Below are 26,793 nucleotides of genomic sequence, written 5' to 3'. Positions count from 1 at the left end.
CCCTTTATTTTTGTCCTGTGCTCAGCAATTTATCTGATAGCATCATAGAAAAGATTTCTATTTTTTAATTGTCTATAAGTATTTGATAAATATGTATTTTATTTATTTCAATAGTTTTAACAACGGTTAGAAAAACAAAGACTATTACTAATAAATAATTTACTAATTTTATCTCTGTGCGGCCTTTTTTGAGGCTAATGGTGGTTAGTGGTTTAGCTGCTCATATGCACTTTAGATTATGAATAATAGACGTTAATTCTAAGATGCCATTGTGTAGTGGACTTTTTATAAGTGCGCTAATCGTAAATGGCTGATTATGGCTAGATTAAGGAATGTACATGAGTGATTCATTACCTATTGACCACGAGCAATTGATAGATGACAGTGCTACTGAAGCCGCCGTGCCTACGGTAGTTTCAGAAGTATTGCCTTCTGATTATAGTTCTAAAGATATTCGCGTATTGCGTGGGTTAGAGGCCGTACGTGTGCGTCCTGGTATGTATATCGGTGATACCGATGATGGCACAGGCTTGCATCATATGGTCTTTGAGGTAGTGGATAACTCTATCGATGAGGCGCTGGCTGGTCACTGTGATCAGATTGATATCGTTATTCACGAAGATGAGTCTGTCAGTGTGATGGATAATGGTCGCGGTGTGCCTGTTGATATCCACCCAGAAGAGGGTGTGTCAGCTGCTCAGGTTATTATGACTGTATTGCATGCGGGCGGTAAGTTCGATGACAATAGCTATAAAGTGTCAGGTGGCTTGCACGGTGTAGGTGTATCAGTCGTTAACGCGCTGTCTCAAAAGCTTGAGATGAATATTTGGCGTGAAGGCTATCATTATCATCAGACTTATACTGATGGCGTACCTGATAGCGATATCCAACAGATGGAAGCAACCGATCAAACAGGTACACAAATCCGCTTTTATCCTAGCAGTGATGTGTTTACCGGTACGATCTTTGAGTACGATATCTTGGCAAAACGCTTACGTGAGCTATCATTTTTGAACTCTGGTGTGCGTATTGTTTTGACTGATGAGCGTATTGATAAGCGTCATGAGTTTGAGCATAAAGGTGGCTTGCTAGAGTTTGTTAGTTACATCAATGCTGGTAAAGACGGTATCAACGAAGTATTCCATTTTACCAGTCAGCAAGACGATGGTATCAGCGTAGAAGTCGCGCTACAGTGGACAGATACATATAACGAAAAAGTACTGTGCTTCACTAACAATATCCCGCAAAAAGATGGGGGTACTCACTTATCTGGTTTCCGTTCAGCATTGACGCGTTGCTTGAACAGTTATATGGATCGTGAAAACTTATTCAAAAAAGAGAAAGTAGCCGCAACGGGTGATGATGCTCGTGAAGGGTTGACGGCAATTGTCTCTGTAAAAGTACCAGATCCAAAATTCTCAAGTCAGACCAAAGATAAGCTAGTATCAAGTGAAGTGAAATCTGCTGTTGAATCAGCCATGCATGACAAGTTCAATGACTACCTGCTAGAAAATCCAGGTGCTGGTAAAGCCATTGCGAATAAGATTATTGATGCAGCACGTGCACGTGATGCGGCTCGTAAAGCGCGTGAAATGACACGTCGCAAGACCACTTTGGATATTGCAGGTCTGCCTGGTAAATTGGCTGATTGCCAAGAAAAAGATCCAGTATTATCTGAACTATATATTGTGGAGGGTGACTCTGCAGGTGGCTCAGCTAAACAGGGTCGTAGCCGTAAAACGCAAGCAATTTTGCCACTAAAAGGTAAGATTTTAAACGTCGAGCGTGCTCGTTTTGACAAAATGCTATCGTCTGCCGAAGTGGGTAACCTGATTACTGCATTAGGTTGTGGTATTGGTCCTGATGAGTATAATCCTGACAAAGTACGCTACCACAAAATCATCATCATGACCGATGCCGACGTTGATGGATCGCATATTCGTACCTTGTTATTGACGTTCTTCTTCCGTCAAACGCCTGAATTAATCGAGCGCGGCTATGTATATATTGCTCAGCCACCGCTATACAAAGTAAAAAAAGGTCGTCAAGAGTTATACCTAAAAGATGATGAAGCGCTTAAAGCGTATCTATTGTCTTCAACAATTGACAATACCAAGCTGCATATCAGTGCTGATGCGCCTGCGATTACTGGTCAAGCGCTTGAGACACTGCTTAATGATTATAACCAAACGCAGTTGATCAAAGCGCGTTTGCAGATTCGTTTCCCAGCGGTAATTTTGGACGCATTGACGCATACGCCAAAACTTAGCACTGACATGACTTATGATGAGTCTGCTATGCAGGATTGGAAAGCAGCAATGCAGACTAAGCTTGATCACTTCGGTAGCGATCTAAGCCCTGAGATTGAACTGGTTAATATTCATGCGCCGCAGCCAAAAAATATGGATGCAGCCGCAGCAGATCTATTGGGTATGACGCCAGTAGTAGGTACTGAAGAAGGTGAAGCGTCAGATAGTGAGGCTTTATCTACCAAGGCACAGTGGCTGCCACGCGTCACAGTATATGTGCATCAACTGGCACACCATTATCTGTTAGATGCTAGCTTTATCAACTCGGGTGAGTATGGCAAACTGCTACGTTTATCAAGCGAGTGGAATACGTTGCTTGAGAGCGATGCCTTTATCCGCCGTGAAGCAAGTGCAGGGACGACTAAAGACATTCCAGTACGTGACTTCGATTATCTATGGCAACAAATGATGCTTGATGCACGTCGTGGTCTAGCTATCCAACGTTACAAAGGGCTAGGTGAGATGAACGCCGACCAGCTGTGGGATACAACGATGGATCCTGAAAACCGTCGTATGCTACGCGTTACTATCGAAGATGCTATCGCCGCTGACCATATGTTTACTTGCTTGATGGGTGATCATGTTGAACCGCGACGTATCTTCATCGAAGAGAATGCATTAACAGTATCGAACCTAGATATTTAAATTTGAAACTGGTTACTGACAATTTATAAAAATACCGCTTTGATATTCAAGGCGGTATTTTTGTTTCACGTGAAACTCATTTTTTAACGTTGCTATTACTTAATAATTATAATTTGTGGGAACCAAATGGTTGAAGTAATTTTACTCGCTATTGCTTTAGCGATGGATGCGTTTGCAGTGTCGATAGGGTTGGGTGCTAAGGCTCAAAAATATAGTCATCAATATGTACTGCGCTTGGCTATCTATGCTGCGCTTTACTTTGGTATCGCTCAGGGTGTCATGCCGCTTATTGGTTACTTATTAGGTGCGGCAATGTTGGGTTGGCTGGCCGCTGCCGCACCTTGGATTGGTGGCACTATTTTGATTGCTCTAGGTGGGAAAATGCTTTATGAAGTGTTTACTGCCGATGAGTCAGATACTGACAGTGATGATCTGGACGTCAATGATGATGCTATTAACACTGATAGTGATACAGTAACAGCCACGAGTAAGCATGGACATATCAATCACCGCACCATGTTTACGTTAGCAGTTGCAACCAGTATTGATGCAATGGCAGCAGGGTTTACGCTGAACTTATTGGCACTGAACGCGTGGTTAGCCTGCCTTATTATCGCTATAGTAACCGCTATATTTGGCTGGCTCGGGGTCTATTTGGGACGTCGCTCGGGCACATGGCTAGAAGATAAAGCTGAAGCATTGGGCGGTATCGTGCTTATTGCGATTGGTCTAAAAGTAATGTTTTTTTAGCTAATATATTTAGATTTTTACTGAGTATTTATACAAAAGCACCGCTTTGAATATCAAAACGGTGCTTTTTTGTTTCACGTGAAACTCAAGTTAGTAGTTTTGCTTAGTGACTATTCTTCATCAGTATCAAAACGCCAAGCTAGTACACGAGTGCTTTTCTGACCTTGGCTCATTTCAATAATACGCATTTGAGCGACGTTCAACTGCTTTAATAATAATTGCAATGGCTTAACGTTTTCAGATTTTGATACTAAGGTTGTGAACCAACCAACGTGTTCGGCAAAGCTCTGGCTTTCTTTTGCCATTTTGGTCAAGAACGCAATTTCGCCACCTTCACTCCATAGCTCTTTGTGCTGACCGCCAAAGTTTAGGTTTTGCGCAGCGTTGCCTGATTTGGTTGAACTGCGGCTGATTTGCTCGCTTTCATTCTTACCACGATGGCGCTGCAAATTGTGCTGCTTTCGGCTATTGGCTTCCATCGCTTCCTCTAATGAAGCATGAAATGGAGGGTTACAAACCACGACATCAAAATAATCTTGACGACCAATGATGTTCTTAAAGATAAACTTAGGCTCAGGCTGCAGCTTTACTTTGACCGCACTCTTTAGTTTTGGATTGGCTTCACAAATCAGCGCTGCAGTGTTGACCGAAATAGGGTCAATATCACTTGCTGTAAAGCGCCAGCCATAGCTCTGACTACCGACGATAGGGTAGATCGCACTGGCACCAGTACCGATATCAAGGGCATGAATCTCTTTACCCGTTGGCGGTGTGTTATCGGCGTTTACGTGAGTAGTTTGCGCCAATAAGTCCGCAATATAGTGAATATAATCGGCACGTCCAGGAATAGGCGGGCATAGATAGCCTTCAGGAATGTCCCAAAACTTAACCCCGTAATAGTTCGCCAATAGTGCTTTATTCAGCACGCGAACAGCCTGATGATCCGAGAAATTAATCGTCGACTCACCTTTAGGATTGGTAATGGTATGGTCAGCTAGCTCAGGTAAAGCGCGAGTCAATACCGCAAAGTCGTAGCGACCCTGATGTGGGTTGCGCGGATGTAGCTGACCGAGTTTCTTCGCGGTCGCCGGTGATCTGTTTCTGTGTGTACTATTTGCTGGAATACGGGTCATGGGCTTACTTGTCATAATGTCAGGCTACGATATATGGATATAAGTGACCAGTGTAGCAGATTTCGCAGGTTGCTAATTGTTTATCCGCGCTTTATCGGTCGCTTATCGGTGACGCAATATCAAGTTAAGCCCTAATACGATCATCGCAGTACCCAATACGCGGTCGATCCAATGCTCAAATCGTTGGAAGCGTCGATGTACCGCAGGGATAGAGAGTAGCATGACGACCGTACTAAACCACGCCATCTGTAACACCATCATCCATACACCATAAATAGCCAATTGCCAAAGCGGTATATCAGGCGACAATACAAGAGTAAAGATAGCTACAAAATAGACAGGCGCTTTTGGATTAAAGACATTACAAAGGAATCCGCGACGCAATGTGGCAAAGGTAGATTCGCTATTGCTAGACGATTTTTCGATAGTGGCTTCTTTAGCTGCAGGTGTGGTCTGGCTAGCATGCACATCTTGTGAAACGTGAGCGCTTGAACCCACTTGCGGGTTTGCTTTTTCCAAAGGATGTGTTTTTTCTACAAAATGAGCTGTGTCTAAATCTGCTGGTTTTTTAGGCTTGGCTTGGATACCTTGCCAACCTAAATAAATCAGATAGCCGCCGCCCAACCATTTAATAGTAGTCAATAATGGCTGCGAATGAGCAATGACAGTCGCCAGTCCCAACACCGAATAAATAATATGTACGGCAAGCCCCAAGGTAATACCGAGACTACAGATCAAACCTGTGCGTCGACCTTTTGCCAACGTCTGCTGCGATACCAAGACAAAATCAGGGCCAGGTGAGGCCGCAGCCAATAGATGTACGCTAGTGATGAGCAAAAAACCGTGCCAAAATTCCATAAAATACTCTGAACCATACTTAGACCTGCAACATAGTTGCACTTATCGTAAATGAGGTCAACTTTTATCGATTTTTGCACTATGCGAGTCATCTCTATGGCTTGTGTTATAGAACGAGGGTGTCTATATTAAAGGTGACTTATCGCTCAATCTCTACCGATAAATTATCGAGATTTGACTATATAACCACTCATTATATGCAAATAATTACTTTAACAAGGATGGAACCATGACTACGGATAGTAACGCCACAGAAAACCGCATCACTTATAACACGCAAGGCCATGTTTGCCTTGTCGGGCTAAATCGTGCCAATAAACGCAACGCCTTTGACAGTCATATGATTGCCCAACTGTCTGACGCCATGACTCGCTATGAGGCGGACGACAACTTGCGCTGTGCATTAATATTTGCCCATGGAGATCACTTCACCGCTGGGCTAGATTTGGTAGAGCTACAGGACAAGCTAAACGATGGCGTGTTTGAGTTTAATGACGATCAAATCGACCCATGGGGCATTAGCGGAAAACTACGTACCAAACCTGTGGTCGTCGCGGTAAAAGGTACTTGCTTCACTGTGGCTATTGAACTGATGCTAAACAGCGACGTGGTCATCGCTAGTGATAACTGTAACTTTGCACAAATGGAAGTACAGCGCGGCATCATGCCATTTGGCGGTGCGACGGTACGGTTTGTCGCAGCGGCAGGCTGGCAAAAAGCCATGCCATATCTGCTTACTGGTAAAGCATTCGATGCGCAAACGGCTGATAGGCTGAATTTGGTCAGTGAAGTGGTAGCAAACGGCACTGAATATGAGCGCGCACTGACGCTAGCCCAAGAGATCTGCAAAGCCGCGCCTTTGGGTGTTAGAGGCGCATTGTCGTCAGCACAAGATGCCAGCCGTAATGGGGCAGCGACTGCATTGGCTAATATCCATAGCTATCTACCACCGCTGTTTCATTCAGAAGATGCGAAAGAGGGTGTAATGGCGATGGTTGAGAGACGTGAGGCTGAGTTTAAGGGGATATAGATAATGATGTTTTTCGATAGTGAGCTGTTTGGAAAAGTTCCTTCTCCAGAGTCCATTGAAGATTTATTAGCCTTAGTTAAGAGTCATGCTCCAAATCGTAGAAATGTTTATTTTTGGAGAGGGCAAAGTGATATCCAATGGCCTATTCATAGTGCAGCTTACAGACGGTTGAAAATTACTAATAAAGAAGTGACTGAGCAAATTATGCAAAGTTATGAGAAGTCTTTGTTAGAGCATGCTACTCATCAAGGTTATAGATACGATAATAATAGAGAGCTTAAAGATCTAGAGTTACTAGCTAAACTTCAACATCATGGAGCTGCAACGAGATTGCTTGACTGCTCTAGAAATTTGTTAATAGGTCTATGGTTTGCTTGCACATCTGAGCAAGAAAAAAATGGGCTACTTTTCGGATTTCATTCAGACTTTGTTGGAGGATATGAAAATGAGCTTGAAGTTAGGTCTTATGCGGATGTGTGTAATGAGCTAGAAGGTTATGATCATCCATTCGTTTGGCAACCGCCAGTAGTTTCTAAAAGAATAGCATCTCAAAGTGCCCAGTTTCTTTATAGCGGAGTTACTAATAAACCGTCTGGAAGTGTAGCTATATCTAATAATATAGATTCATATATAGCCATAAACATTACTCCTTCCTTTAAAAAACTAGCTTTCAAAGAGCTAGCAGAGACTTTTGATATAAGACATTTAACGTTATTTCCTGATCTTGATGGATTTGGGTATGTACATAGTTTTAGGTTCGGTCAGTTTCAACACAACCGTTGGTAAGCTAAACGAGTCTTTTACTAAGATTTTGAAAGGGTGTAATATCTTTAAAAAAGTGAATTAAGAATAGAAATATTACTTTAAGCTACTTTAGCTGAAACCGTCTACTTACATAGAGCAGCAAATGGCAGAATTGGCTCTAGCTTTGTAATAACTTTGATAACTACAAAATCTAACACAGCACTCCAAAACACCACCAAGCAAACCAAAAAAACCTCGCAATTGCGAGGTTTTTTATTTTATCGAGTATGACTGACTACAATAGCGTCAGTGTTAACCACTCAACTATAATTATTTAGCTTTTTGGTAGTAATCAACCATCATAGTACCTAAAGTGCCGTTGTCATCGATCGTGACGATTCTGACCGTACCTGATTGTGCTGCGGTACTCGACTGGACTTGTCCAGCGTTACCTAAGACGACTTGGTTGTCCTTAGATGCTTTTGCCTCATTACCGATAGCGATACTGTTCATGCCGCCTGCCATAGATTTATTACCGACAGCGACCGAAGTTGCGCCTTTTGCCATAGCTGCTTCACCGACAGCGGTAGAGCGCATACCGCTTGCATTGGCTAGATGACCAAAAGCTTGTGCACGTTCAGCAGTGGCTTTAGATTGCCAACCGATAGACGTTGAGCCTAGACCAGCGGCATTGGCTTCACCGCCAACGGCTGTTGCTGAATTTAGACCTGCATTGGCTTTATTACCGACAGCAACCGTATCATTATTGCCACCTGCCATAGCGGCTTCACCGACAGCGGTAGAGCGTACACCGCTTGCATTGGCTAGATGACCAAATGCTTGCGCACGTTCGGCAGTGGCTTTTGATTGCCAACCGATAGAGGTTGAGCCTAGACCAGCAGCGTTAGCTTGACCGCCAACGGCAGTAGCTGAGTTTAATCCTGCATTAGCCTGACTACCGATAGCAACGGTATCATTGGTGCCGCTAGTTGTGGCAGCGTTGCCAAGAGTGATAGCGGTGCTGCTAGTTGCGTTTGCAGTTTGATGGTCAGTTCCTGTTGCCATAGCAGTGCAAGAAGCAGTTGCGGCAATGGCAAAGGTGAGGGCACTAATCTTTAGTACTGATTTCGGTAAAAAGTCCATTTTCATTCTTCATTCCTTTTTGTTAGCCTTGATGGCTTATTAGATAGTTTGGGTAGATGTTGGTAGATTATAATCATGGCAACATCAGCGCACTCTGGCATAAATAACTTTATGATAGATAGAGTCCGAAACCTTAATGTAGCATTATTTTTTAATCATTATTGAAATAATGTTTACTTTATATCTTTGAAGGTTATTTAAGCCGATAAATGGATAATTAAGGTCTAAAAGCACTTTAATTATTTATGAAAAATCGAATACGCCTTAATCTACTAGAGCAGATAGCGTAGCGTATATTTATAATATAGTGCACATATTGCGCTGTGTTTTTGACGTTCCAAACCATTATTATTCTAAATAAGAAGAGTACCAATGCAATATAATTTTGATGAAATAATCGACAGACGTGATACCGGTTCACTCAAGTGGCACTATAGCGATGACACGATTGCGCTATGGGTGGCGGATATGGATTTTAAGGCTGCTGCACCGATATTAAGCGCGGTTGAGCAAGTCATGCAGCATGGTATCTTGGGTTATACCAAGCCTACTGACGCTTTATACGACTCGATTATTAACTGGCATGGCAGTCGTTATGACTTGCAGTTAGAGAAGCAAAATATCTTGTTTTCCCCGGGTGTCGTGCCAAGCCTAGCGCTGATGATGAATGTCTTTACCAAGGTAGGCGAGGCGGTAATGGTCAACGATCCTATTTATACGCCTTTTATGAGCAAGGTTGAGCAAAATGGCCGCAAGCTTGTGCTCTCTGCATTAAAGGAAGTCGAAGGTAAATATCATTTGGACTTGGCTGATATCGAAGCCAAAATCATCGAGCATGAGGTTAAGCTTTATCTACTGTGCAATCCACACAATCCTGGCGGGCGTGTATGGACGAGGGACGAACTTGGAGCGCTACTGACCATTTGTAAAAAGCACAATGTGGCAATTGTTAGTGATGAAATTCATCAAGACTTGACCTTGACTGATCATACGTTTACACCATTTTTAACGCTTGCAGAAGGCTATGAGCACAACGTCATCAGCCTGACTTCGATGACCAAAACCTTTAATATTGCAGGTATCAAAGGCTCTATGATATTTGCTAAAGATAAGGCGCTAATCAAAAAAATCAGTCATCAGCAGCAGTTAAATGATGAGTACGAGCTGAATCTATTTGCGTATACAGCCATGCGTAGTGCTTATGAGTACGGCGGTGAGTGGCTAGAGCAGGCGCTTAGTTATATCGAAGCCAATATTGAATTGACCGTGCAGTTTTTAAATGAGCATTTGCCTGATATTAAAATCATGCGGCCAGAAGCATCGTACCTAATTTGGCTAGATTGCTCAGCATATAGCCAAGACGATCAGGCGCTGTATGACGCGCTTAGAGCTGCCAAAGTTGAGCTAAACGCCGGCATTAAATATGGCGAGGAGGGACATTTAAAGATGCGCCTAAATGTGGCCTGTCCTAAAGCAATATTGAGGGAAGGGTTGAATCGTATGCACTCAGCTTTGAGTGATATTACGTAGTAAACCTAGCAAGTGGCTGATTAATAGAGAGGAAGATAGTTTCCTCATAATTGAGTTTGCTGTTTACTCTTTGCTTATTTTTATCATTATTTAGAGAGTAATTATTCAAATTGAGGGTGTACGCGAATAATAATCGCGAATAATTAACCATCTAATAGCCAATAGAGGGCGTAAACTTGTTAAAATAGGGCACCAATTTATCTATTGATGGATATCGATTTATGACCACTGCTGCTGCCACTCCTGCAATCAAAGAAGATCGCATCTTAATCCTCGATTTTGGCTCGCAATATAGCCAGTTAATCGCTCGCCGTGTGCGCGATTCTGGGGTGTTTTGTGAGATGTTCCCTTATGATATCGACACTCAGCGCATCATTGATTTTGGCGCAAAAGGCGTCATCTTGTCAGGCGGCCCTGAGAGCGTCCACGCAGAAAACAGCCCACGTATCAACGATGCGGTATTTGATCTAGGCGTACCAGTACTAGGTATCTGCTACGGTATGCAAGCGATGGCAGATCGTTTTGGCGGGCAAGTCCATGCCAGTGATATTCATGAGTTTGGTGCGGCGACCATCGAAGTAAATGGTCACTCGCAGCTGACTGACGGTATCGAAGACAGCAAGACTGACGGCGCGGCTGCCAAGCTAAATGTTTGGATGAGTCATGGTGATAAGGTCATCGAAGTACCTGAAGGCTTCGACATCATCGCTAGCACGCCAAGCTGTCCGATCGCGATTATGGCAAATGACGACAAGCAATACTACGGTCTACAGTTCCACCCAGAAGTGACGCATACGCTACAAGGTCAAGAGCTGCTTGGTCGTTTCGTACATCAAATCTGTGAATGTGCAGGTGAGTGGACGCCAGACAATATCGCTGATATGCGTATCGCACAGCTAAAAGAGCAAATCGGTGACAAGCAAGTACTGCTAGGTCTATCGGGCGGTGTTGATAGTTCAGTCGTTGCCGCGCTATTGCACAAAGCCATTGGCGATCAGCTGACCTGTGTATTCGTTGATAACGGTCTATTGCGTTTGCATGAAGGCGACCAAGTGATGCAAATTTTTGCAGAAAACATGGGTGTCAAAGTCATCCGTGTTGATGCAGAAGACTTGTTCTTAGATGCGCTAGCAGGTGAGTCTGATCCAGAGAAAAAACGCAAAATCATCGGCAAAACCTTCATCGACGTATTCGCTGATAGCGCGCGTCAAGTGAGCGAGCAGAGTGATGGTAAAGTCGTTGAGTTCTTGGCACAGGGTACGATTTACCCAGACGTCATCGAATCTGCTAAGTCGCATCAAGGCAAAGCACACGTCATTAAGAGCCACCATAACGTAGGCGGTTTGCCAGATGATTTGGCATTTAAACTAATTGAGCCGTTGCGTGATTTGTTCAAAGACGAAGTACGCAAGCTTGGTATTACGCTAGGGTTACCAGCCAAAATGATCTATCGTCATCCGTTCCCAGGTCCAGGTTTGGGCGTGCGTATCCTTGGTGAAGTCAAAAAAGAATACGCTGATATCCTGCGTTTGGCAGATGCAATCTTTATGCAAGAGCTTGAGCGCTCAGGCTGGTATGACAAGACGGCACAAGCATTTGCGGTATTCCAACCAATCAAATCTGTCGGCGTGGTCGGCGATGGCCGCCGCTATGCATGGGTAATCGCGCTACGTGCAGTTGAGACGGTAGACTTTATGACGGCTCGCTTTGCGCATCTGCCGTATGATCTGATCGAGACGGTATCGAACCGCATCATGAATGAAATCGCTGAAGTATCACGCGTGACTTATGATGTGTCGAGCAAGCCGCCTGCAACGATTGAATGGGAATAATCCCTCCTGCAACGATTGAATGGGAATAATCCCTCCTTAGATAGCACTGTTAATTATAAATAAGGCCCACGATAGCGTGGGCTTTATTTGTGCTATTTTTGGTGAAATATCAAGGTTAGTTGACCAATTCATCCAATAAGTAATGGAAATTTTTTTGGATATCACTGTCTATTCATTTTGAATGTCGATTCGGTGACATCTTAGATATTTAGTCAACATTAACTAATACAGAATTCTGAACACCCTCAGATAAAATCTATAAGAACATTCCACCTGAAGCTTCAATACGCTGACCAGTTATCCAATAGCTTTTATCGCAAAGTAACATAGCCATCATCGCGCCAATATCCTGTGCTTCACCAACCCTGCCTTTTGCAGTAACGGAGCTCACGAAAGTATTTATCTGCTGATTATCACGAACACTCCCACCATTAAAGTCTGTCGCTATTGCCCCCGGTGCTATTGTATTAACACTAATACCTCGCTCACCCAACTCTTTTGCCAAGTAACGCGTTAGCACTTCAACGCCACCTTTCATCACAGCATAAGCACTTGAACCTGGCAGACTAAAACGTGCCAAACCTGACGACACATTAAGAATATGCCCACCATCTGTAATTAGCCCAAGTAATGCTTGAGTAAAAAAATAGGGTGCTTTTAAATGTACCTGATACAAATCATCAAATTCTTCCATTGATGTTTCAGAAAAAGGCTTATGCAATCCATTACCTGCATTATTGACTAAATAATCAAAATGGTCACGACCGAAAACCTTACTCAATTTCTGTGTTAATTTTTCAACAAACTCTGGATAAGAAGCAAAATCTCGGCTATCAAGTTGCATAGCAACTGCTTTCTGTCCTAGAGCTTCTACTTCAGCAACGACTTCAAGTGCTGCTTGCTTATTATGTAAATAGGTAATAACGACATCCGTGCCTTGTTTTGCTAATTCAAGTGCACCACTACGACCAAGTCCACGACTACCACCGGTAATTAATACAATCTTATTCATTCTTTCACCTTTTTACTTTCGTTAATTTGAACCGCTTGTAACAGAGATAGGTTAGTGAATAATTGCAGCTTGATAAATGGTCAAAATCCAATCAAACTGTTCTTGATAATGGAATAATAAGAAAATTGATGGATAAAATAGAAGCAATGCGACGCTTTGTGGCTGTCGCGCAAACAGGAAGCTTTACTCAAGCGGCAGAAAATTTAAATGCCCCTAAGTCAGCAATATCGAATTCAGTAAGTCAGTTAGAAGCACATTTATGCACTCGTTTATTACAGCGAAGTACTCGGCGAGTGAGCCTAACGGAAGCAGGCGAACGTTATTTACCGCAATGTTTATTATTACTTGAAGAGCTTGAGGCTTTAGATTTGCAATTCCAAATGCAAAGCCCAATACTCACAGGAACCATTTGCGTCGATATGCCTAGTCGATTTTTGTCTACGATTGTCATGCCTAGATTGCAAGAATGGTTTGATAGGCATCCCCAGACCCAAATTAGAGTCATTGGCGCTGATTACCGAATTGATCCCATCAAAGAACAGGTTGATTGTGTGATTCGAGTAGGAGAGCTTGATGATAGCGAGCTCATCGCAAAGCGTCTTGGCACCATGAAAATGGTTAATTGCGCCAGCCCAGAATACATAAAAAAATATGGTTCGCCGACCTCGCTCGAAGATTTGAGCCATCACTTTATCGTCGATTACGCCCCTAATCGGCGACAAAATAATGCTGCATTTGAATATTATTTTTCAGGAACTAATCATAACCTCGCGATGTCAAGCTTGATTTCGGTCAGTACAACAGATGCTTATTTATCTGCTGGACTAAATGGGTTAGGTATTATTCAGTTACCAGAAGGTGGTATTACAAACTATTTACAGCAAAAAAAACTCGTTATCGTTCTACCGCAGTATTGTTGCCAAGATATGCCCGTTTCCATTGTATATGAATCAAAACGGCACTTACCTAAAAAGCTACGCTATTTCATGGATTGGATTAACCATATCTACTCGCAACATTCTCATCAGTGATAAAAATAAGAAGTAATATGCTCACATTATTTTACTGTGCTTAAGTAAAGATGGTACTACTTAGATATTTTTTATTTTGACATAAATTAGTATTGCTGTCGTTCTTCTCATAGAATGGACACTATAATTGTATTCTTAAAGCTATTGCGTCATCAAACGCGGCTCTGTTGCTGGTGCTATTGGTGTTTTCTGCCCTCATCGCAATATTGGCTTATAGCCATTTTATTTACTTATGGCGGGCTTTACTGCGCTGTTAGCAGTCGCAAGCGCTGCCATGCTCAAAGCACAAGCGGCGTGATATCGCCTCTATATAACTCACAACCCATAAGGATTTTATGATGAAAGTACTTGCCTTTGGCACCAGCAACAGCAGAAAATCAATCAATCAAAAGCTGGCACGCTATGCAGCCACGCAGATTAATAATGCCATCAATAATGTAGATATTATCTTGCTCGATATTCATGACCTTGAGATGCCGATCTTTAGCGAAGAGCGTGAAAAAGAAAGTGGCATTCCTGCATTTGCGCATGATTTTTATCAAGCAATTGGTGAAGCGGACGCGGTGGTTATCTCCTTTGCCGAATACAACGGCTCGTACACTTCTGCTTATAAAAACCTGTTTGATTGGGCGTCACGCATCGACATGAAGGTTTATCAAAACAAGCCGATGATTATGCTTGCCACCTCACCAGGGCCTAGCGGCGCACAAAGCGTACTTGCTGCTGCTAAAGGCTCAGCGCCGTTCTTTGCAGCGGATGTTAAAGGTGCATTGTCACTGGCCAATTTCTTTGATAACTACGATGTTGAGGCAGAACAAGTGACGGATGAGGCGTTTAATGAGCAATTAAATGAGATCATTAGTAAGCTTTAAGCCTCGAACAGTGATCATAGGCAATAAAAAAGCACTCAACTTGGTTGGGTGCTTTTTTTGTTATTCAAAGAAGTAGAAGACAAGTAAAAGCTAGCGCTCTGTCTCACTAACTATTGTGCTATCTTTAAAATTTATTTTGGACAATTAAAAACGGTTCAATAAAAGGAATTTGGAAATGGATGAAGAACCTAGAAAAGAATACAAACTACCATCGATGTTAGAAATGTTTGATAAAGTTCAGAGTCAAATGAACCCGTTATCCTACCAGCTCGAAAAATTAAACAGTATACAGGGGATAGCAAACCAATATGAGCATGTTAGCCCAGCTGAGAGCTTAGGAGAGATTGTAAGAAAAGCTGTTCAACCAGTGGATTTCGCTTCTAGCAGTATTGTAGACCATAGGACAATAGCAATGAATGCTCAGCTAAGAGTCCCAGAAGCAATGGCTGTGCAAGATACTTTTCTTGAATTGAAGAAGGGAATGAGTGCCTATAATAATAGTCTTATGTCTTTAAGAGACAGTCTGATACAAAGTACAGGAGGCACTAGTGTATATGAAAATATGATGTCATCGGTAAATCTAATTAGGGACTCACTAGAACCATATAGAAGTGCTTTTGATACAGTGCGTACTTCATTTGAAGCAAGCGAATCTTTTAGACTTGCAAGAGAGCTACAATCCCGAGTAGCTTTAGCTAATTCTATTTCATCAGAGTATTCAAGTATTTTTGAACAGTTTGAGTCGTTGCGCAATCTTGAGTCTTTTAAAGCAATATCGAGACTAAATGACGTTCAGTTTGAAGAGATCATAAGCACTAATTTGATGCAAGAAGACGTAACAAGATTTTCTGAAAAACCGATATCTGCAATTGATTCTGATATAAGTGATGAAGTTAAATCAGGAAAGGATTTCAGGTTATATTCAGATGAAGATAAGAAATATTTATCCTATATCTACCACTCTTATCTAATACCGTTCATGTTTTTGATTATGGGTATATTAATAACTCCTCATGTCCAGCAAGCTCAAGCAGAATTAGATGTATTAACAACTCAGAAAGAAGTAAACGCGTTCACAAGAGCGCCATCTGTTACATTTGACCGTCAAGCATTAAAAGGTCATCGATTTGCTACGGTCAGTCTACTTAATCTTCGTGATAAACCTAGTATGCATTCTAATGTGATTAAGTCTTTACCAATTGGAACTATTGCAAGAGTTATAAATAAGTCCGATCGTTCATGGCTTCTTGTCGAGGTTGAGATTAATGGTGAGTTAGAGCAAGGTTGGATTTTAAGGCGTTATACGACTTATTTCAAATAAGTTAAGTATGAATAAGGCTATTTCTGAAACTAAAAAAAAGCAGCACCTCTCAGCACTGCTTTTTTATCAATACTAATTGTTTTAAAACTAAAATTTAACCCTTCACATTTACCACATAACGCCCCACCGTCTTACCATCAATAAAGCGATCTAGGTATTCTGGCGTTTGCTCTAACGTAATTTCTTCACCATAGCTTTCAAGATTAGGCAGTTTCATATCAGTGGCGACACGTTTCCAGATGGCTTCTTTGTCCGCCAATGGGATATAAACTGAGTCGATACCCAATAATGATACTGCTCTAGTGATGAATGGCATGACCGTCATAGAAAACTCAGCGCCACCTGCTAGGCCACAGCTAGTCACTGCGCCGCCTGCTTTGGTTTGCTTGAGCAAATTAGCTAGATAATCGCCACCGAGCGTATCAATGGCATTGGCCCACAGCTCACGGCCGATAGGCTTGCTGCCGATTTCATTGATCGTATCGCGATGACGTACTTCGCTCGCGCCAAGCTCTTTCAAATGCTCGCTTTGCTCTGGCTTACCTGAGAACGCAATCACGTCATAGCCGAGCTGCTTTAAGATAGCGATACTGATCGTACCGACGCCGCCTGTTGCGCCTGTTACAGCAACTGGACCATCACTTGGTTTTGCACCCATTTTTTCTAACTTTTGCACACTTAACGCTGCGGTGAGACCGCCAGTACCATAGGTCATCGCTTCTTTTAGCGTCAGCGTTTCTGGACAAGCCAGCGCCCAGTCTGCTGGGATTGAGATCATTTGACCGAGACCGCCATCTGTATCCATACCGAGATCATAGCCGAATACGACGACCTCTTGCCCCTCTTTAAAAGTGCCAGACTTGTCACTGACCACGACGCCAGCGGCATCGATACCTGGCGTATGGGGATAGTTCTTGGTGATTCTTTTGTTACCTGATGCTGACATGGCATCTTTATAATTTAACGATGAATAATGGACTTCGATGAGCAAGTCATTTTCTGGTAAGTCACTAAATTTACGTTCTTGAATGCTTTTTTTAAATTGGCCGTCGCTGGTTTCTTCGACGACTAAGGCTTTGAAGGTTGTATCGTTAGACATGGTTATATCCTTATTAAATATTATTATTTGGGTTGATAAGTAATTGCTTGTGTATATGTCTGCATTAGAATCATCATAACAACAGCACTGTTAAAATAAAAAAGCCCACGGTATTATCTGACGAGTAATACAAATGGACTTTTCATATTTATGATGCCTTCAATGACAGTCACTGCAAGGTAAAGTATCGCTTAAGGTCTTAGGATGACCTTGCCTTTTTTGCTTGATTGTACTTTTCCAGAGACGGCAGTTGTGATGTCATCTAGACTATAGATAGCTTCAATAGGTAGCTTTAAGTCGCCATTTGAAGCGCGCTCTAGTAACTCATCGATCAGACGTTGTTTGTTATCAAGGTCCATTTCTTGGCTGGTTTTGCTGCCCCAAAATCCTTTCACAGTCGCTTGCTTAAAGATCAAGCTACCAGCGTCTAGTGCCATTGGTTTGCCTGACATGATACCAAATGAGACCAGCGTGCCTTTGCTGCCAAGTAATGATAGTAGCTCGTTGCTCGATTCACCACCAACTGAATCGACGGCTGCTGTAATTTTGTCATCACCAATGATAGCGCGAACTTGGTCTTTCCAGTCATCATCAGCTGTGACGACATTGTTTTTGATGCCGAGCGAGGTCAGCTCTTCTATCGCATCTTTACTACGTACTAGGTTGATCGTATTTACACCGCGTGCTGCTGCTAGCATCGCAAGCGTTTTACCGACAGCGCCGTTTGCCGCGTTATGGATAATCCATTGATCGCTATCTACTTCTAGGAACTCTAATAGCATTAGGGCAGACAGCGGCATAGCAATCAGCTGTGCAGCCAACTCATCTTCGATGCTATCAGGCATGTTAAATACCATGCTGGCAGGTGCAACAAAATACTCTGCCCATGTCTCGTGCACACTAGCACAAGCCACACGTTGGCCGACGCTTAGATCTGTGACGTCATCGCCCACGGCATCAATAATGCCTAGCGCTTCACTACCACCGATGGCTGGCATCTCAGGCTTATAGCCGTATTGACCACTTACGGTCAGCAAGTCATGGTTATGAATAGGGGAGAGAATGGTTTTGACGCGGACTTCGTTGGCAGCTGGCTGCGGCATGGGGCTGTCGCCAACGCTTAATACGTCAGAAGGTTTGCCAAAGCTGTTATGAATAGCACTACGCATGATGATTTCCTTTATGTATTTATGATTCAATTTATGTATAAGTGTATGAATAACCGACTATAAACATCATGTCATTGAGATCATTCATCGATGTATTTTTTCTTCTAGTAGAAACGATACCATGATAATGATGCTTAGAGGTTATCGACTAACAAAGACACTATACTTAAAAATAGACTGGTCGTCTAGGAGTTGGATACATTTGCGCTAACGGGATTTTGTTATAGAAAGCTTGGCTTACATCGGTCATATTCTTTGTGTTACCGCTCACACTGATCTAGAGCTGTTCATGCTATTTGATTTATGGGTTTCAGCAGGATTCTCTAATGACTAGGGCTTTTTAGAGAGAAACTAAAAAGAAAAATCATTGGTAACATGACTCAATGAATTACAGCGAATATGATTAATTAATCACCATGCTACTCAAGGTCGCACTAGAACGTATCATATGAATGCTCTTCCATATGATTATCTAAATTATCAAATGTCTTACGCTTAATAATAGAATGCTATTCCAAGTATTAGTTCGTAAGCACTATAAAATGTCAAACATATGTCAGATACAATTTATAACATAATAGTAGAATTTTGACGAGTGATGGGTTTCTCATAAAAAAACCGTTTAAATCCTTGTAGAATTCCGTAAATTAGTATGTTTTTTGTTCGTTTTTACTCATTAATAGTATATGCAGATGTTTGACTAAATTCACGTTTTTTCTATGGACTGAAAAATTGTTGACATCGATAACTTTTTTTATTATTACTATTACCAATAGTTTTCTAACACGCATTATGAACAGATGGTAGTCATCTAGACAGACACTTCAAACAATTTAGATAACTATAATCATTGCAAAGTTACTGGTCAGATTATGGCCTTTAACGACGTAAATAATGCATATGAAAACGATATATTAACTGTAAATGGATTTACTACTAGATTAGTTAATCTGATCGCCACCTGCCCGCTAGGACGCTATATGACCCACAACATTCTCTCCCCTCGTACTGCTGTATTTTTACCTACTGCTCTTGTACTGGCTATGTTTATAACTGGCTGTAGTGACAATACGGCAAGCAATAATGCCAGCTCATCAGCCAATATTGATCCAAACGTACTAGCAGATACTCAAGAGCTGGTCATTAATAATGGAACAGAGCCTGAATCGCTTGATCCACATAAAGTGTCTGGTGTACCTGAGTCTAATATTGGTCGTCAGTTATTTGAAGGGCTAACCAATACCGATGCAGACGGTAAAACCATTCCAGGAATCGCAACTGAGTGGGAGAGTCCGGATAACAAAGTATGGACTTTCAAACTACGTGATGCTAAGTGGTCAAATGGTGATCCAGTTACTGCGCAAGACTTTGTCTATAGCATGCGCCGCCTAGTCGATCCAAATACAGCGTCGCCTTACTCAAGCTATTTGGTTGATGCTAAAGTGGTTGGGGCCGATAAAATCGTTGAAGGTGCTGCAGGTATAGATACACTTGGAGTAAAGGCAATTGATGAAAAAACACTGCAAGTAACTTTATCAGAGCCAGTACCTTATTTTCCAGATATGCTTATCCATAATTCCGTCAAACCTGTGCATCAAAAAACAATCGAAGCATTCGGTGATAAATGGACAGATCCTGCCAATATCGTCGTCAACGGCCCTTATAAAGTCAGTAAATGGCAGATTAACGATGAGCTCGTTTTGACACGTAATACTTCTTATTATGATAATGCCAATACAACGCTTGATACCATCACGATGCTACCTATTCCTTCTAGCACGACCGATGTAGCACGCTATCAGGCTGGTGAAGTGGACGTCACTTATAATGAGATTCCAACCGAGCAGTTTGCTTCTTTGAAAGAGAAAAATGGTGATGAGCTTAGAGTTTCACCTTATCTCTGTACCTATTATTACGAGTTCAATACCGTCAAGCCTCCTTTCGACAACCCTAAAGTACGTCGTGCCTTAGCCTTATCACTAGATCGTGACACCATTGCCGATAAAGTTATTGGACAAGGCCAAACAGCGGCTTATCAGCTCACACCTATAGCAGCTAATGGCAAGGTAGAAAACAAACCAGAATGGTCCACGTGGGATAAAGAGAAGCGTATTGCTGAAGCCAAAAAACTACTAAATGAAGCTGGTTACAACGAGAGTAATCCGCTCTCCTTTGAGCTGCTTTACAACACCAATGACAATCATAAAAAGGTCGCAGTTGCCGCCACTTCGTTATGGAAACAAGCGCTCGGTTTCGTCGATGTAACCTTGACCAATAAAGAATGGAAAACCTACCTTGATACGCGCCGTAACGGCAATTATCAAATCGCTCGTGCTGGCTGGTGTGCCGACTACAACGAACCTTCAGCATTTTTGAATATTGCCAAATCTGACAATAGCGGCAACTACGGTAAGTACGCCAACGCCAATTTTGATCGCTTAATGGCTCAAACGTTAAAAGCGGGCGTCACGCCTGAGCAACGTGCAAGCTTGTATCAAAAAGCGGAAGCACAGTTAGATCAGGATATGGGGCTACTTAATATCTATCATTATGTCAGCCCTCGTCTAGTAAAACCTTACGTCATCGGCTTTTCAACGAAAGATCCTCTAGACAACTGGCAAGGTAAAGATATCTCTATCGCCAAGCACTGATCATTAAACACTGATCATCAAAGAATGAAATCCAATAGTCTTATCAGCAGGCGCTATGAAAAGGAGCAATTCCGATTGATAGCGTCCGTCTGCTATGGACCAGAGAAAATCTGAAAGTGGCGTAAATACTCAAAACGAGCATTTTGAAATCAAGCGTTGTTGTACAGGTAACCTTATAAAGAGGCATTATGCTAAAGCTCATTTTTCGGCGGATTTTAGAAGCCATTCCGACCATGTTTGTTTTGATAACCGTGTCTTTTTTTATGATGCGTTTGGCACCGGGCAGTCCTTTTACTAGTGAGCGTAGTTTGTCGCCAGCTGTGTTGGCCAATATCGAGGCCAAATACAACCTCAATGATCCTATGTGGCTACAGTATATTCATTATTTACAACAGCTGGCTCTAGGCGACTTTGGCCCATCTTTTAAATATAAAGACTATACGGTCAATGAGTTGTTATCGCAGTCGTTTCCGGTATCAATGGAGCTTGGCTTGTACGCTTTTATATTAGCACTGGTTCTAGGGCTTATTCTTGGGGTGATAGCTGCGCTCAAGCAAAACTCTTGGATGGATTATATTCTTATGGCGTTTGCCATGACGGGTGTCGTGATTCCAAGCTTTGTAAAAGCCCCCTTATTGGTACTGGTATTTGCGATTCTTTTACAGTGGTTGCCAGCCGGTGGCTGGAATGATGGAGCAGTGCGAAACCTAGTATTGCCCGTTACAGCTTTAGCATTGGCTTACGTGGCTAGTATTGCACGTATCATGCGTGGTTCGATGATTGAGGTGATGAATAGTCAGTATATCCGTACGGCAAAGTCTAAAGGGTTGCCAATGCGTCGAATCGTGATGAAGCACGCGCTCAGACCTGCATTATTACCTGTGATCTCTTATTTAGGTCCTGCATTCGTCGGCATCATTACTGGCTCTATCGTAATCGAGACTATTTTTGGTTTACCGGGTATCGGGCAGTTATTTGTGAATGGTGCGCTGAATCGTGATTATGGCGTTGTACTTAGTTTGACCATTTTGGTTGGTGTATTGACGATTGCCTTTAACGCCATCGTCGATATTTTATACGCCATTATTGATCCAAAAATTCAATATTGATATTGGTATTAATGGCCACTTAAATCACACCCTATAAACGCTAATTATCACTTAAAAATACATATCAGATTCTCAATTAAATGAGTAAAAGGACGACTATGAGCCTGACCGTAGACCAGCCAACCGAGCTTATGGAACTGCCTATTAAAGAGATAAAAGGCCGCAGCCTTTGGCAAGATGCATGGCGCCGCTTTTATCAAAACAAGGCGGCAGTGACGAGCTTTTTTATCCTATTACTCGTCGGTATGTTTGTCATCTTTGTGCCCATGCTAGCGCCTTTTGGTTATGCAGAGACTGATTGGAACTTTATGCAATCTGCGCCGTCGATTGAAAACAAGCACTACTTCGGTACTGACTCGCTCGGTCGTGACCTACTCGTGCGTACCGCAGTCGGCGGGCGAATATCGTTATTGGTGGGTATCGCTGGTGCCACGGTGGCGGTATTGGTTGGTACGGTATATGGCGCAACATCGGGATATCTAGGCGGTAAGGTAGATATGATTATGATGCGCTTTTTAGAGATTCTAAGCGCCTTTCCATTTATGTTTTTTGTGATTTTACTAGTAACAATATTTGGTCGTAACCTCATTTTGATTTTCGTCGCTATTGGCTTGGTCTCTTGGCTTGATGTTGCTCGTATTGTCCGTGGTCAGACACTGAGTCTGAAGAGTAAAGAGTTTATCGAAGCGGCACACGTCGGCGGGGTATCAGGTTTTAATATTATCCTGCGTCATATCGTACCCAACGTGCTTGGTGTGGTTGTGGTTTATGCCTCTTTGCTAGTGCCGACGATGATTTTATTTGAGTCGTTTTTGAGCTTTTTAGGACTTGGTGTGCAGGAGCCAATGACAAGTTGGGGTGCGCTACTCCAAGAGGGTTCACAAACAATGCAAGTTGCGCCTTGGCAAATTTTGATTCCCTCGGCTTTCTTGGTCATTACTTTATTTTGTTTTAACTTTATCGGCGATGGTCTACGTGATGCGTTTGACCCTAAAGACCGCTAGACTCAAGCTCGCTAGGAGAACAACATCATGTCAATACAGGATAGCAATAGCGTACCTGAGAAAATAGACTCTACTGTCCGTAAAGTGGGCGCTGACTCAGTGCTCAATAACCAAGTCGATCAGGTCAAACAAGTCAGTCAAGAAAGCAGTTTATTGGCAGTTAAAGATTTATCTGTACAATTCACGACCGAAGATGGACTTGTGACCGCAGTGAACGGTTTGAACTTTAATCTGCATGAGGGTGAGACGTTGGGTATCGTTGGTGAGTCAGGCTCTGGCAAGTCACAGACGGCGTTCGCCATCATGGGTCTGCTGGCAAAGAACGGCCGTACCAAAGGCTCCGTAAAATTTGAAGGCAATGAGCTATTAGGTTTGTCGCAAAAAGCATTGAATAAGATTCGTGCTGAGCAAATCGCTATGATCTTCCAAGATCCGATGACCTCCCTTAATCCTTATATGAAAATAGGCGATCAGCTTGCTGAAGTGTTGATTCTGCATAAGGGTATGAGCAAAAAAGATGCGTGGGCGGAGTCGATACGTATGTTAGATGCGGTCAAAATTCCTGAGGCAAAAAAACGGATTGGTATGTATCCGCATGAGTTTTCAGGAGGTATGCGCCAACGGGTAATGATTGCGATGGCGCTGCTATGTCGTCCTAAACTACTGATTGCTGATGAGCCAACGACCGCACTTGATGTGACCGTCCAAGCACAGATTATGGTGCTGTTAAACGAGCTAAAGCGTGACTTTGGTACCACTATTATTATGATTACTCACGACTTGGGTGTGGTAGCTGGTATCTGTGATCGGGTACTCGTGATGTACGCTGGTCGTACTATGGCATATGGGGAAACGGAAGAAATTTTCTACACACCGACGCATCCTTATACTATTGGTCTATTAAAAGCCATTCCGCGTCTCGATGATGACAAAGGTAAGCTTGATACCATTCCTGGCAGTCCACCAAATCTACTGAATCTACCGACTGGCTGTCCTTTTCATGAGCGTTGCACGCATGCGATGGATATCTGCCGTGATATACCACCGCCGCTTGAGTTTTTACCCCATGAGCGTCAACGTGCTTGCCATTGGCATCCTGAGATGCAGGTTGATGATTCAGCAGACGTTACCAAGGACATGACAACCGATACTAACACTGATACCAATCATCTATCAACGCTGGAGGGCTAAGGGATGACGTTACCCAATGTAGACATGGTTAAAAATAGCCAGGCCCCATTACTACAAGTGCAAGATGTGCATACGACGTTTAATATTAAACAAAAAGGGACGTACTTTTGGCAAAAGCCTGATACTTTAAAAGCGGTCAATGGTGTCTCGTTTGAGCTATTCGCTGGCGAGACTTTAGGCGTCGTAGGTGAGTCGGGCTGCGGTAAGTCAACGTTAGCGAGAACGATTATCGGCTTAGTGAGAGCCAATGCTGGCAGCATAAAGTTTGGTGACGAAGAGATAGTAGGCGCTTCCAAAAAAACCATGAGAATGAAGCGTAAAGACATTCAAATGATATTCCAAGATCCGCTAGCGTCGCTTAACCCACGCATGACGGTAGGCGATATCATCGCAGAACCGCTGCGTACCTACTATCCAGAAATGAAAAAATCTGACGTACAAGATGAAGTGCGTACAATGATGAAAAAGGTTGGGCTGTTGTCTAATCAGATTAACCGCTATCCACATGAGTTTTCTGGCGGTCAGTGTCAGCGCATTGGTATTGCGCGTGCATTGATACTAAAGCCTAAAATCATCATCTGTGATGAGCCAGTATCCGCTCTGGATGTCTCGATTCAAGCGCAGGTCATTAACTTATTGCAAGACATACAGCAAGAGATGGGATTGGCACTTATCTTTATCGCCCATGATCTATCAGTGATTAAACATATCGCGGATAGAGTGCTTGTTATGTATTTAGGACATGCCGTCGAGCTAGGTATAAACAAAGCTGTGTACGGAAATCCGACCCACCCTTATACCCAAGCACTGATGTCAGCGGTGCCATTACCTGATCCTATCGCTGAACGTAACAAGGTCATTCAGTTACTAGAGGGTGACTTACCAAGCCCGATCAACCCACCGTCAGGATGTGTATTTCGTACTCGATGTCCAATAGCGGATAACGAATGTGCCCAAATCAAACCTGTGTTAGAAGGTAATTTGGACCATAGAGTTGCTTGTTTGAAGAATAAGGTTTAGCACGCTTAATAAAACTCTATTCTACTCAGTACGTGCTCTTGTACTAGATAGGCACAGATGTACGCACTTGGCCAAGCAAAAACAAAGGCCAGTCCCCAAGAATGCATCAGCTCCATAAAGAAGCCATCGACGTATCCTACTTTCACTAGTAATAGCGCTGACGAAATAATGAGTGACATCATCATTGCCATCAGACCTGTAAAGATAAGGCGATAATATTTGCGGCGTGTACGTATTCTGATAGTGGGGAAGTTGGCCATAGTATTCGATTGTCCTAAATAGTGTTAGCTATGCCCAGCCTATGATGCGGGCATACGGTGTAAATATAGTAATCAGGTAGTGAGTGGTCATAATAGAGAGGGTAGTAACTACCAGTGTTCATCATACTCCGTGATACCGACCGGGTAAAATCGTTATTATTAATGGTAGGGTTTGCGATATATTATTAATATGATTATTGTCTTTAAATCAGCATTTTAAAGCTTTTTGCAGAGATCATTTCTAAAACGAATATCTCTAAAAATAGCGCGTTCTCAACAGTCGATTTTGCTACGATAACTTACTATAACTAAGACCAAAAACAACTAGGAGTATAGTATGGCAGTTCAAGAGCAACGAGGGTCTCAACAAAAAACATTAGGAATCATCGGAGGTATGAGCTGGGAGAGTACCGAGAGCTATTATCGTCTGATTAATGAAGGTGTCAAGCATCAGCTTGGCGGATTACATTCAGCAGATTTATTGATTCATAGTGTGGATTTTGCGTTGATTAATACGTTACAGGAGCAAGGCAGATGGGACGAGCTAGGTGTAATAATGGCTAACAGTGCTCAGCGTCTACAAGCAGCTGGCGTACAAGGAATCATGATTGCTTCTAACACGATGCACAAACTGGTTGATGACGTGCGCTCCGCCACAGACTTGCCGTTGACTCATATCGCTGATGCGACTACTGATGCTATCAAAAAACAAAATCTCACCAAAATAGCCTTACTTGGTACTCAGTTTACGATGACTCAAGATTTTTATAAGCAGCGTCTTATTGATGCGGGTTTACAAGTATTGATACCAGAAGATGAGGCGCGAGCAGAAGTGCATCGCATTATCAAAAAAGAGCTGTGTGTCGGTGAATTTAAAGACAGCTCACGAGAGTATTATCGTCAAGCGATTAAAGATTTGGCAGCGAAAGGGGCAGAGGGTGTGATCTTGGGCTGCACAGAGATTGGTTTACTTATCAAACAGGCTGATAGCCCCATACCTGTATTTGATACCACAGCTATTCATGCAGCTGCAGCGGTAGATTTTTTGTTAGAGTAGTGCGAACTGATAAAAATATTTAA

22 protein-coding genes are annotated in these 26,793 nt (G+C 42.6%); 15 read left to right on the top strand and 7 right to left on the bottom strand.

All coding sequences use genetic code 11. The features are described 5' to 3' along the window. The first annotated feature begins 338 nt into the window (after positions 1-338). Positions 339-2,954 (top strand): DNA topoisomerase (ATP-hydrolyzing) subunit B, encoded by a 2,616-nt coding sequence (gene gyrB, locus DXK30_RS09465; protein WP_114701477.1) that lies wholly within the window; start codon positions 339-341, stop codon positions 2,952-2,954. A gap of 126 nt (positions 2,955-3,080) precedes the next feature. After that, complete coding sequence (locus DXK30_RS09460) at positions 3,081-3,704, top strand: manganese efflux pump MntP (RefSeq protein ID WP_114701476.1); 624 nt, start codon at positions 3,081-3,083, stop codon at positions 3,702-3,704. A gap of 110 nt (positions 3,705-3,814) precedes the next feature. On the opposite strand, the gene rlmF is transcribed toward DXK30_RS09460, so the two are convergent. Further along, positions 3,815-4,852: a 23S rRNA (adenine(1618)-N(6))-methyltransferase RlmF gene (gene rlmF / locus DXK30_RS09455; protein ID WP_114701475.1), complete on the bottom strand. Its 1,038-nt coding sequence runs from the start codon at positions 4,850-4,852 to the stop codon at positions 3,815-3,817. Between the two features lie 87 nt (positions 4,853-4,939). Beyond that, positions 4,940-5,695, bottom strand: a complete 756-nt coding sequence (locus tag DXK30_RS09450; RefSeq protein ID WP_114701474.1) for a LysE family translocator — start codon at positions 5,693-5,695, stop codon at positions 4,940-4,942. Positions 5,696-5,924: 229 nt separating this feature from the next. Here DXK30_RS09450 and DXK30_RS09445 point away from each other — a divergent pair, with 229 nt between their 5' ends. Together DXK30_RS09445 and DXK30_RS09440 are read left to right on the top strand one after the other, a co-directional pair. Beyond that, positions 5,925-6,725: a crotonase/enoyl-CoA hydratase family protein gene (locus tag DXK30_RS09445; RefSeq protein ID WP_114701473.1), complete on the top strand. Its 801-nt coding sequence runs from the start codon at positions 5,925-5,927 to the stop codon at positions 6,723-6,725. A gap of 3 nt (positions 6,726-6,728) precedes the next feature. Then, positions 6,729-7,511: an FRG domain-containing protein gene (locus DXK30_RS09440; RefSeq protein ID WP_114701472.1), complete on the top strand. Its 783-nt coding sequence runs from the start codon at positions 6,729-6,731 to the stop codon at positions 7,509-7,511. 288 nt (positions 7,512-7,799) lie between these two features. Here the strand turns inward: DXK30_RS09440 and DXK30_RS09435 are convergent, their stop codons facing one another. After that, positions 7,800-8,618 carry a hypothetical protein gene (locus DXK30_RS09435; RefSeq protein WP_114701471.1) on the bottom strand — a complete coding sequence of 273 codons (819 nt, stop codon included), beginning with the start codon at positions 8,616-8,618 and terminating at the stop codon, positions 7,800-7,802. 366 nt (positions 8,619-8,984) lie between these two features. Between DXK30_RS09435 and DXK30_RS09430 the strand changes: the two genes are divergently transcribed. Both DXK30_RS09430 and guaA read left to right on the top strand, forming a co-directional pair. Next, positions 8,985-10,142: a MalY/PatB family protein gene (locus DXK30_RS09430; protein ID WP_114701470.1), complete on the top strand. Its 1,158-nt coding sequence runs from the start codon at positions 8,985-8,987 to the stop codon at positions 10,140-10,142. 221 nt (positions 10,143-10,363) lie between these two features. Then, on the top strand, positions 10,364-11,974 hold the full coding sequence (gene guaA, locus DXK30_RS09425; RefSeq protein ID WP_114701469.1) for a glutamine-hydrolyzing GMP synthase: 1,611 nt from the start codon (positions 10,364-10,366) through the stop codon (positions 11,972-11,974). Between the two features lie 256 nt (positions 11,975-12,230). Here guaA and DXK30_RS09420 read toward each other — a convergent pair whose 3' ends face one another. Continuing rightward, positions 12,231-12,986, bottom strand: a complete 756-nt coding sequence (locus DXK30_RS09420; protein ID WP_114701468.1) for an SDR family NAD(P)-dependent oxidoreductase — start codon at positions 12,984-12,986, stop codon at positions 12,231-12,233. A gap of 62 nt (positions 12,987-13,048) precedes the next feature. Between DXK30_RS09420 and DXK30_RS09415 the strand changes: the two genes are divergently transcribed. The 3 genes from DXK30_RS09415 (at position 13,049) to DXK30_RS09405 (ending at position 16,210) form a co-directional block, all read left to right on the top strand. Then, the gene (locus tag DXK30_RS09415) at positions 13,049-14,017 is read left to right on the top strand and encodes a LysR family transcriptional regulator (RefSeq protein WP_227670801.1); all 969 of its coding nucleotides are present in this window, start codon (positions 13,049-13,051) and stop codon (positions 14,015-14,017) included. Positions 14,018-14,352: 335 nt separating this feature from the next. Then, on the top strand, positions 14,353-14,889 hold the full coding sequence (locus DXK30_RS09410) for an NADPH-dependent FMN reductase (protein WP_201637775.1): 537 nt from the start codon (positions 14,353-14,355) through the stop codon (positions 14,887-14,889). A gap of 175 nt (positions 14,890-15,064) precedes the next feature. Then, positions 15,065-16,210 (top strand): SH3 domain-containing protein, encoded by a 1,146-nt coding sequence (locus DXK30_RS09405; RefSeq protein ID WP_114701465.1) that lies wholly within the window; start codon positions 15,065-15,067, stop codon positions 16,208-16,210. Positions 16,211-16,304: 94 nt separating this feature from the next. Here the strand turns inward: DXK30_RS09405 and DXK30_RS09400 are convergent, their stop codons facing one another. Both DXK30_RS09400 and DXK30_RS09395 read right to left on the bottom strand, forming a co-directional pair. After that, positions 16,305-17,309 carry an oxidoreductase gene (locus DXK30_RS09400; RefSeq protein WP_114701464.1) on the bottom strand — a complete coding sequence of 335 codons (1,005 nt, stop codon included), beginning with the start codon at positions 17,307-17,309 and terminating at the stop codon, positions 16,305-16,307. 191 nt (positions 17,310-17,500) lie between these two features. Next, a complete protein-coding gene (locus tag DXK30_RS09395; RefSeq protein ID WP_114701463.1) occupies positions 17,501-18,478 on the bottom strand; it encodes a zinc-binding dehydrogenase in 978 nt (325 codons plus the stop codon). Positions 18,479-19,458: 980 nt separating this feature from the next. Here DXK30_RS09395 and DXK30_RS09390 point away from each other — a divergent pair. From DXK30_RS09390 to oppF, 5 genes are all read left to right on the top strand, one after another. After that, positions 19,459-21,129, top strand: coding sequence for an ABC transporter substrate-binding protein (locus tag DXK30_RS09390; RefSeq protein ID WP_114701462.1), 1,671 nt, complete (start codon positions 19,459-19,461; stop codon positions 21,127-21,129). A gap of 188 nt (positions 21,130-21,317) precedes the next feature. Then, on the top strand, positions 21,318-22,238 hold the full coding sequence (gene oppB, locus DXK30_RS09385) for an oligopeptide ABC transporter permease OppB (protein WP_114701461.1): 921 nt from the start codon (positions 21,318-21,320) through the stop codon (positions 22,236-22,238). A gap of 98 nt (positions 22,239-22,336) precedes the next feature. Then, complete coding sequence (gene oppC, locus DXK30_RS09380) at positions 22,337-23,242, top strand: oligopeptide ABC transporter permease OppC (RefSeq protein ID WP_057757598.1); 906 nt, start codon at positions 22,337-22,339, stop codon at positions 23,240-23,242. 27 nt (positions 23,243-23,269) lie between these two features. Continuing rightward, positions 23,270-24,433 carry an oligopeptide ABC transporter ATP-binding protein OppD gene (gene oppD / locus DXK30_RS09375; RefSeq protein ID WP_114701460.1) on the top strand — a complete coding sequence of 388 codons (1,164 nt, stop codon included), beginning with the start codon at positions 23,270-23,272 and terminating at the stop codon, positions 24,431-24,433. A gap of 3 nt (positions 24,434-24,436) precedes the next feature. Next, positions 24,437-25,453 (top strand): murein tripeptide/oligopeptide ABC transporter ATP binding protein OppF, encoded by a 1,017-nt coding sequence (oppF, locus tag DXK30_RS09370; RefSeq protein WP_227670802.1) that lies wholly within the window; start codon positions 24,437-24,439, stop codon positions 25,451-25,453. 5 nt (positions 25,454-25,458) lie between these two features. On the opposite strand, the gene DXK30_RS09365 is transcribed toward oppF, so the two are convergent. Further along, positions 25,459-25,713, bottom strand: coding sequence for a DUF2798 domain-containing protein (locus tag DXK30_RS09365; RefSeq protein ID WP_114701459.1), 255 nt, complete (start codon positions 25,711-25,713; stop codon positions 25,459-25,461). Positions 25,714-26,050: 337 nt separating this feature from the next. Between DXK30_RS09365 and DXK30_RS09360 the strand changes: the two genes are divergently transcribed. Further along, positions 26,051-26,770 (top strand): aspartate/glutamate racemase family protein, encoded by a 720-nt coding sequence (locus DXK30_RS09360; RefSeq protein ID WP_114701458.1) that lies wholly within the window; start codon positions 26,051-26,053, stop codon positions 26,768-26,770. Positions 26,771-26,793: the final 23 nt, after the last annotated feature.

The organism is Psychrobacter proteolyticus (assembly GCF_003350005.1).
In the GTDB taxonomy this organism is placed as follows: domain Bacteria; phylum Pseudomonadota; class Gammaproteobacteria; order Pseudomonadales; family Moraxellaceae; genus Psychrobacter; species Psychrobacter proteolyticus.
This window is presented reverse-complemented; position numbering and strand designations above follow the sequence as displayed.

Coding starts and splice junctions, on each gene's coding strand:
- gyrB (WP_114701477.1), top strand. CDS start 339: ATGAGTGATTCATTACCTATTGACCACGAGCAATTGATAGATGACAGT.
- DXK30_RS09460 (WP_114701476.1), top strand. CDS start 3,081: ATGGTTGAAGTAATTTTACTCGCTATTGCTTTAGCGATGGATGCGTTT.
- rlmF (WP_114701475.1), bottom strand. CDS start 4,852: ATGACAAGTAAGCCCATGACCCGTATTCCAGCAAATAGTACACACAGA.
- DXK30_RS09450 (WP_114701474.1), bottom strand. CDS start 5,695: ATGGAATTTTGGCACGGTTTTTTGCTCATCACTAGCGTACATCTATTG.
- DXK30_RS09445 (WP_114701473.1), top strand. CDS start 5,925: ATGACTACGGATAGTAACGCCACAGAAAACCGCATCACTTATAACACG.
- DXK30_RS09440 (WP_114701472.1), top strand. CDS start 6,729: ATGATGTTTTTCGATAGTGAGCTGTTTGGAAAAGTTCCTTCTCCAGAG.
- DXK30_RS09435 (WP_114701471.1), bottom strand. CDS start 8,618: ATGAAAATGGACTTTTTACCGAAATCAGTACTAAAGATTAGTGCCCTC.
- DXK30_RS09430 (WP_114701470.1), top strand. CDS start 8,985: ATGCAATATAATTTTGATGAAATAATCGACAGACGTGATACCGGTTCA.
- guaA (WP_114701469.1), top strand. CDS start 10,364: ATGACCACTGCTGCTGCCACTCCTGCAATCAAAGAAGATCGCATCTTA.
- DXK30_RS09420 (WP_114701468.1), bottom strand. CDS start 12,986: ATGAATAAGATTGTATTAATTACCGGTGGTAGTCGTGGACTTGGTCGT.
- DXK30_RS09410 (WP_201637775.1), top strand. CDS start 14,353: ATGATGAAAGTACTTGCCTTTGGCACCAGCAACAGCAGAAAATCAATC.
- DXK30_RS09405 (WP_114701465.1), top strand. CDS start 15,065: ATGGATGAAGAACCTAGAAAAGAATACAAACTACCATCGATGTTAGAA.
- DXK30_RS09400 (WP_114701464.1), bottom strand. CDS start 17,309: ATGTCTAACGATACAACCTTCAAAGCCTTAGTCGTCGAAGAAACCAGC.
- DXK30_RS09395 (WP_114701463.1), bottom strand. CDS start 18,478: ATGCGTAGTGCTATTCATAACAGCTTTGGCAAACCTTCTGACGTATTA.
- DXK30_RS09390 (WP_114701462.1), top strand. CDS start 19,459: ATGACCCACAACATTCTCTCCCCTCGTACTGCTGTATTTTTACCTACT.
- oppB (WP_114701461.1), top strand. CDS start 21,318: ATGCTAAAGCTCATTTTTCGGCGGATTTTAGAAGCCATTCCGACCATG.
- oppC (WP_057757598.1), top strand. CDS start 22,337: ATGAGCCTGACCGTAGACCAGCCAACCGAGCTTATGGAACTGCCTATT.
- oppD (WP_114701460.1), top strand. CDS start 23,270: ATGTCAATACAGGATAGCAATAGCGTACCTGAGAAAATAGACTCTACT.
- oppF (WP_227670802.1), top strand. CDS start 24,437: ATGACGTTACCCAATGTAGACATGGTTAAAAATAGCCAGGCCCCATTA.
- DXK30_RS09365 (WP_114701459.1), bottom strand. CDS start 25,713: ATGGCCAACTTCCCCACTATCAGAATACGTACACGCCGCAAATATTAT.
- DXK30_RS09360 (WP_114701458.1), top strand. CDS start 26,051: ATGGCAGTTCAAGAGCAACGAGGGTCTCAACAAAAAACATTAGGAATC.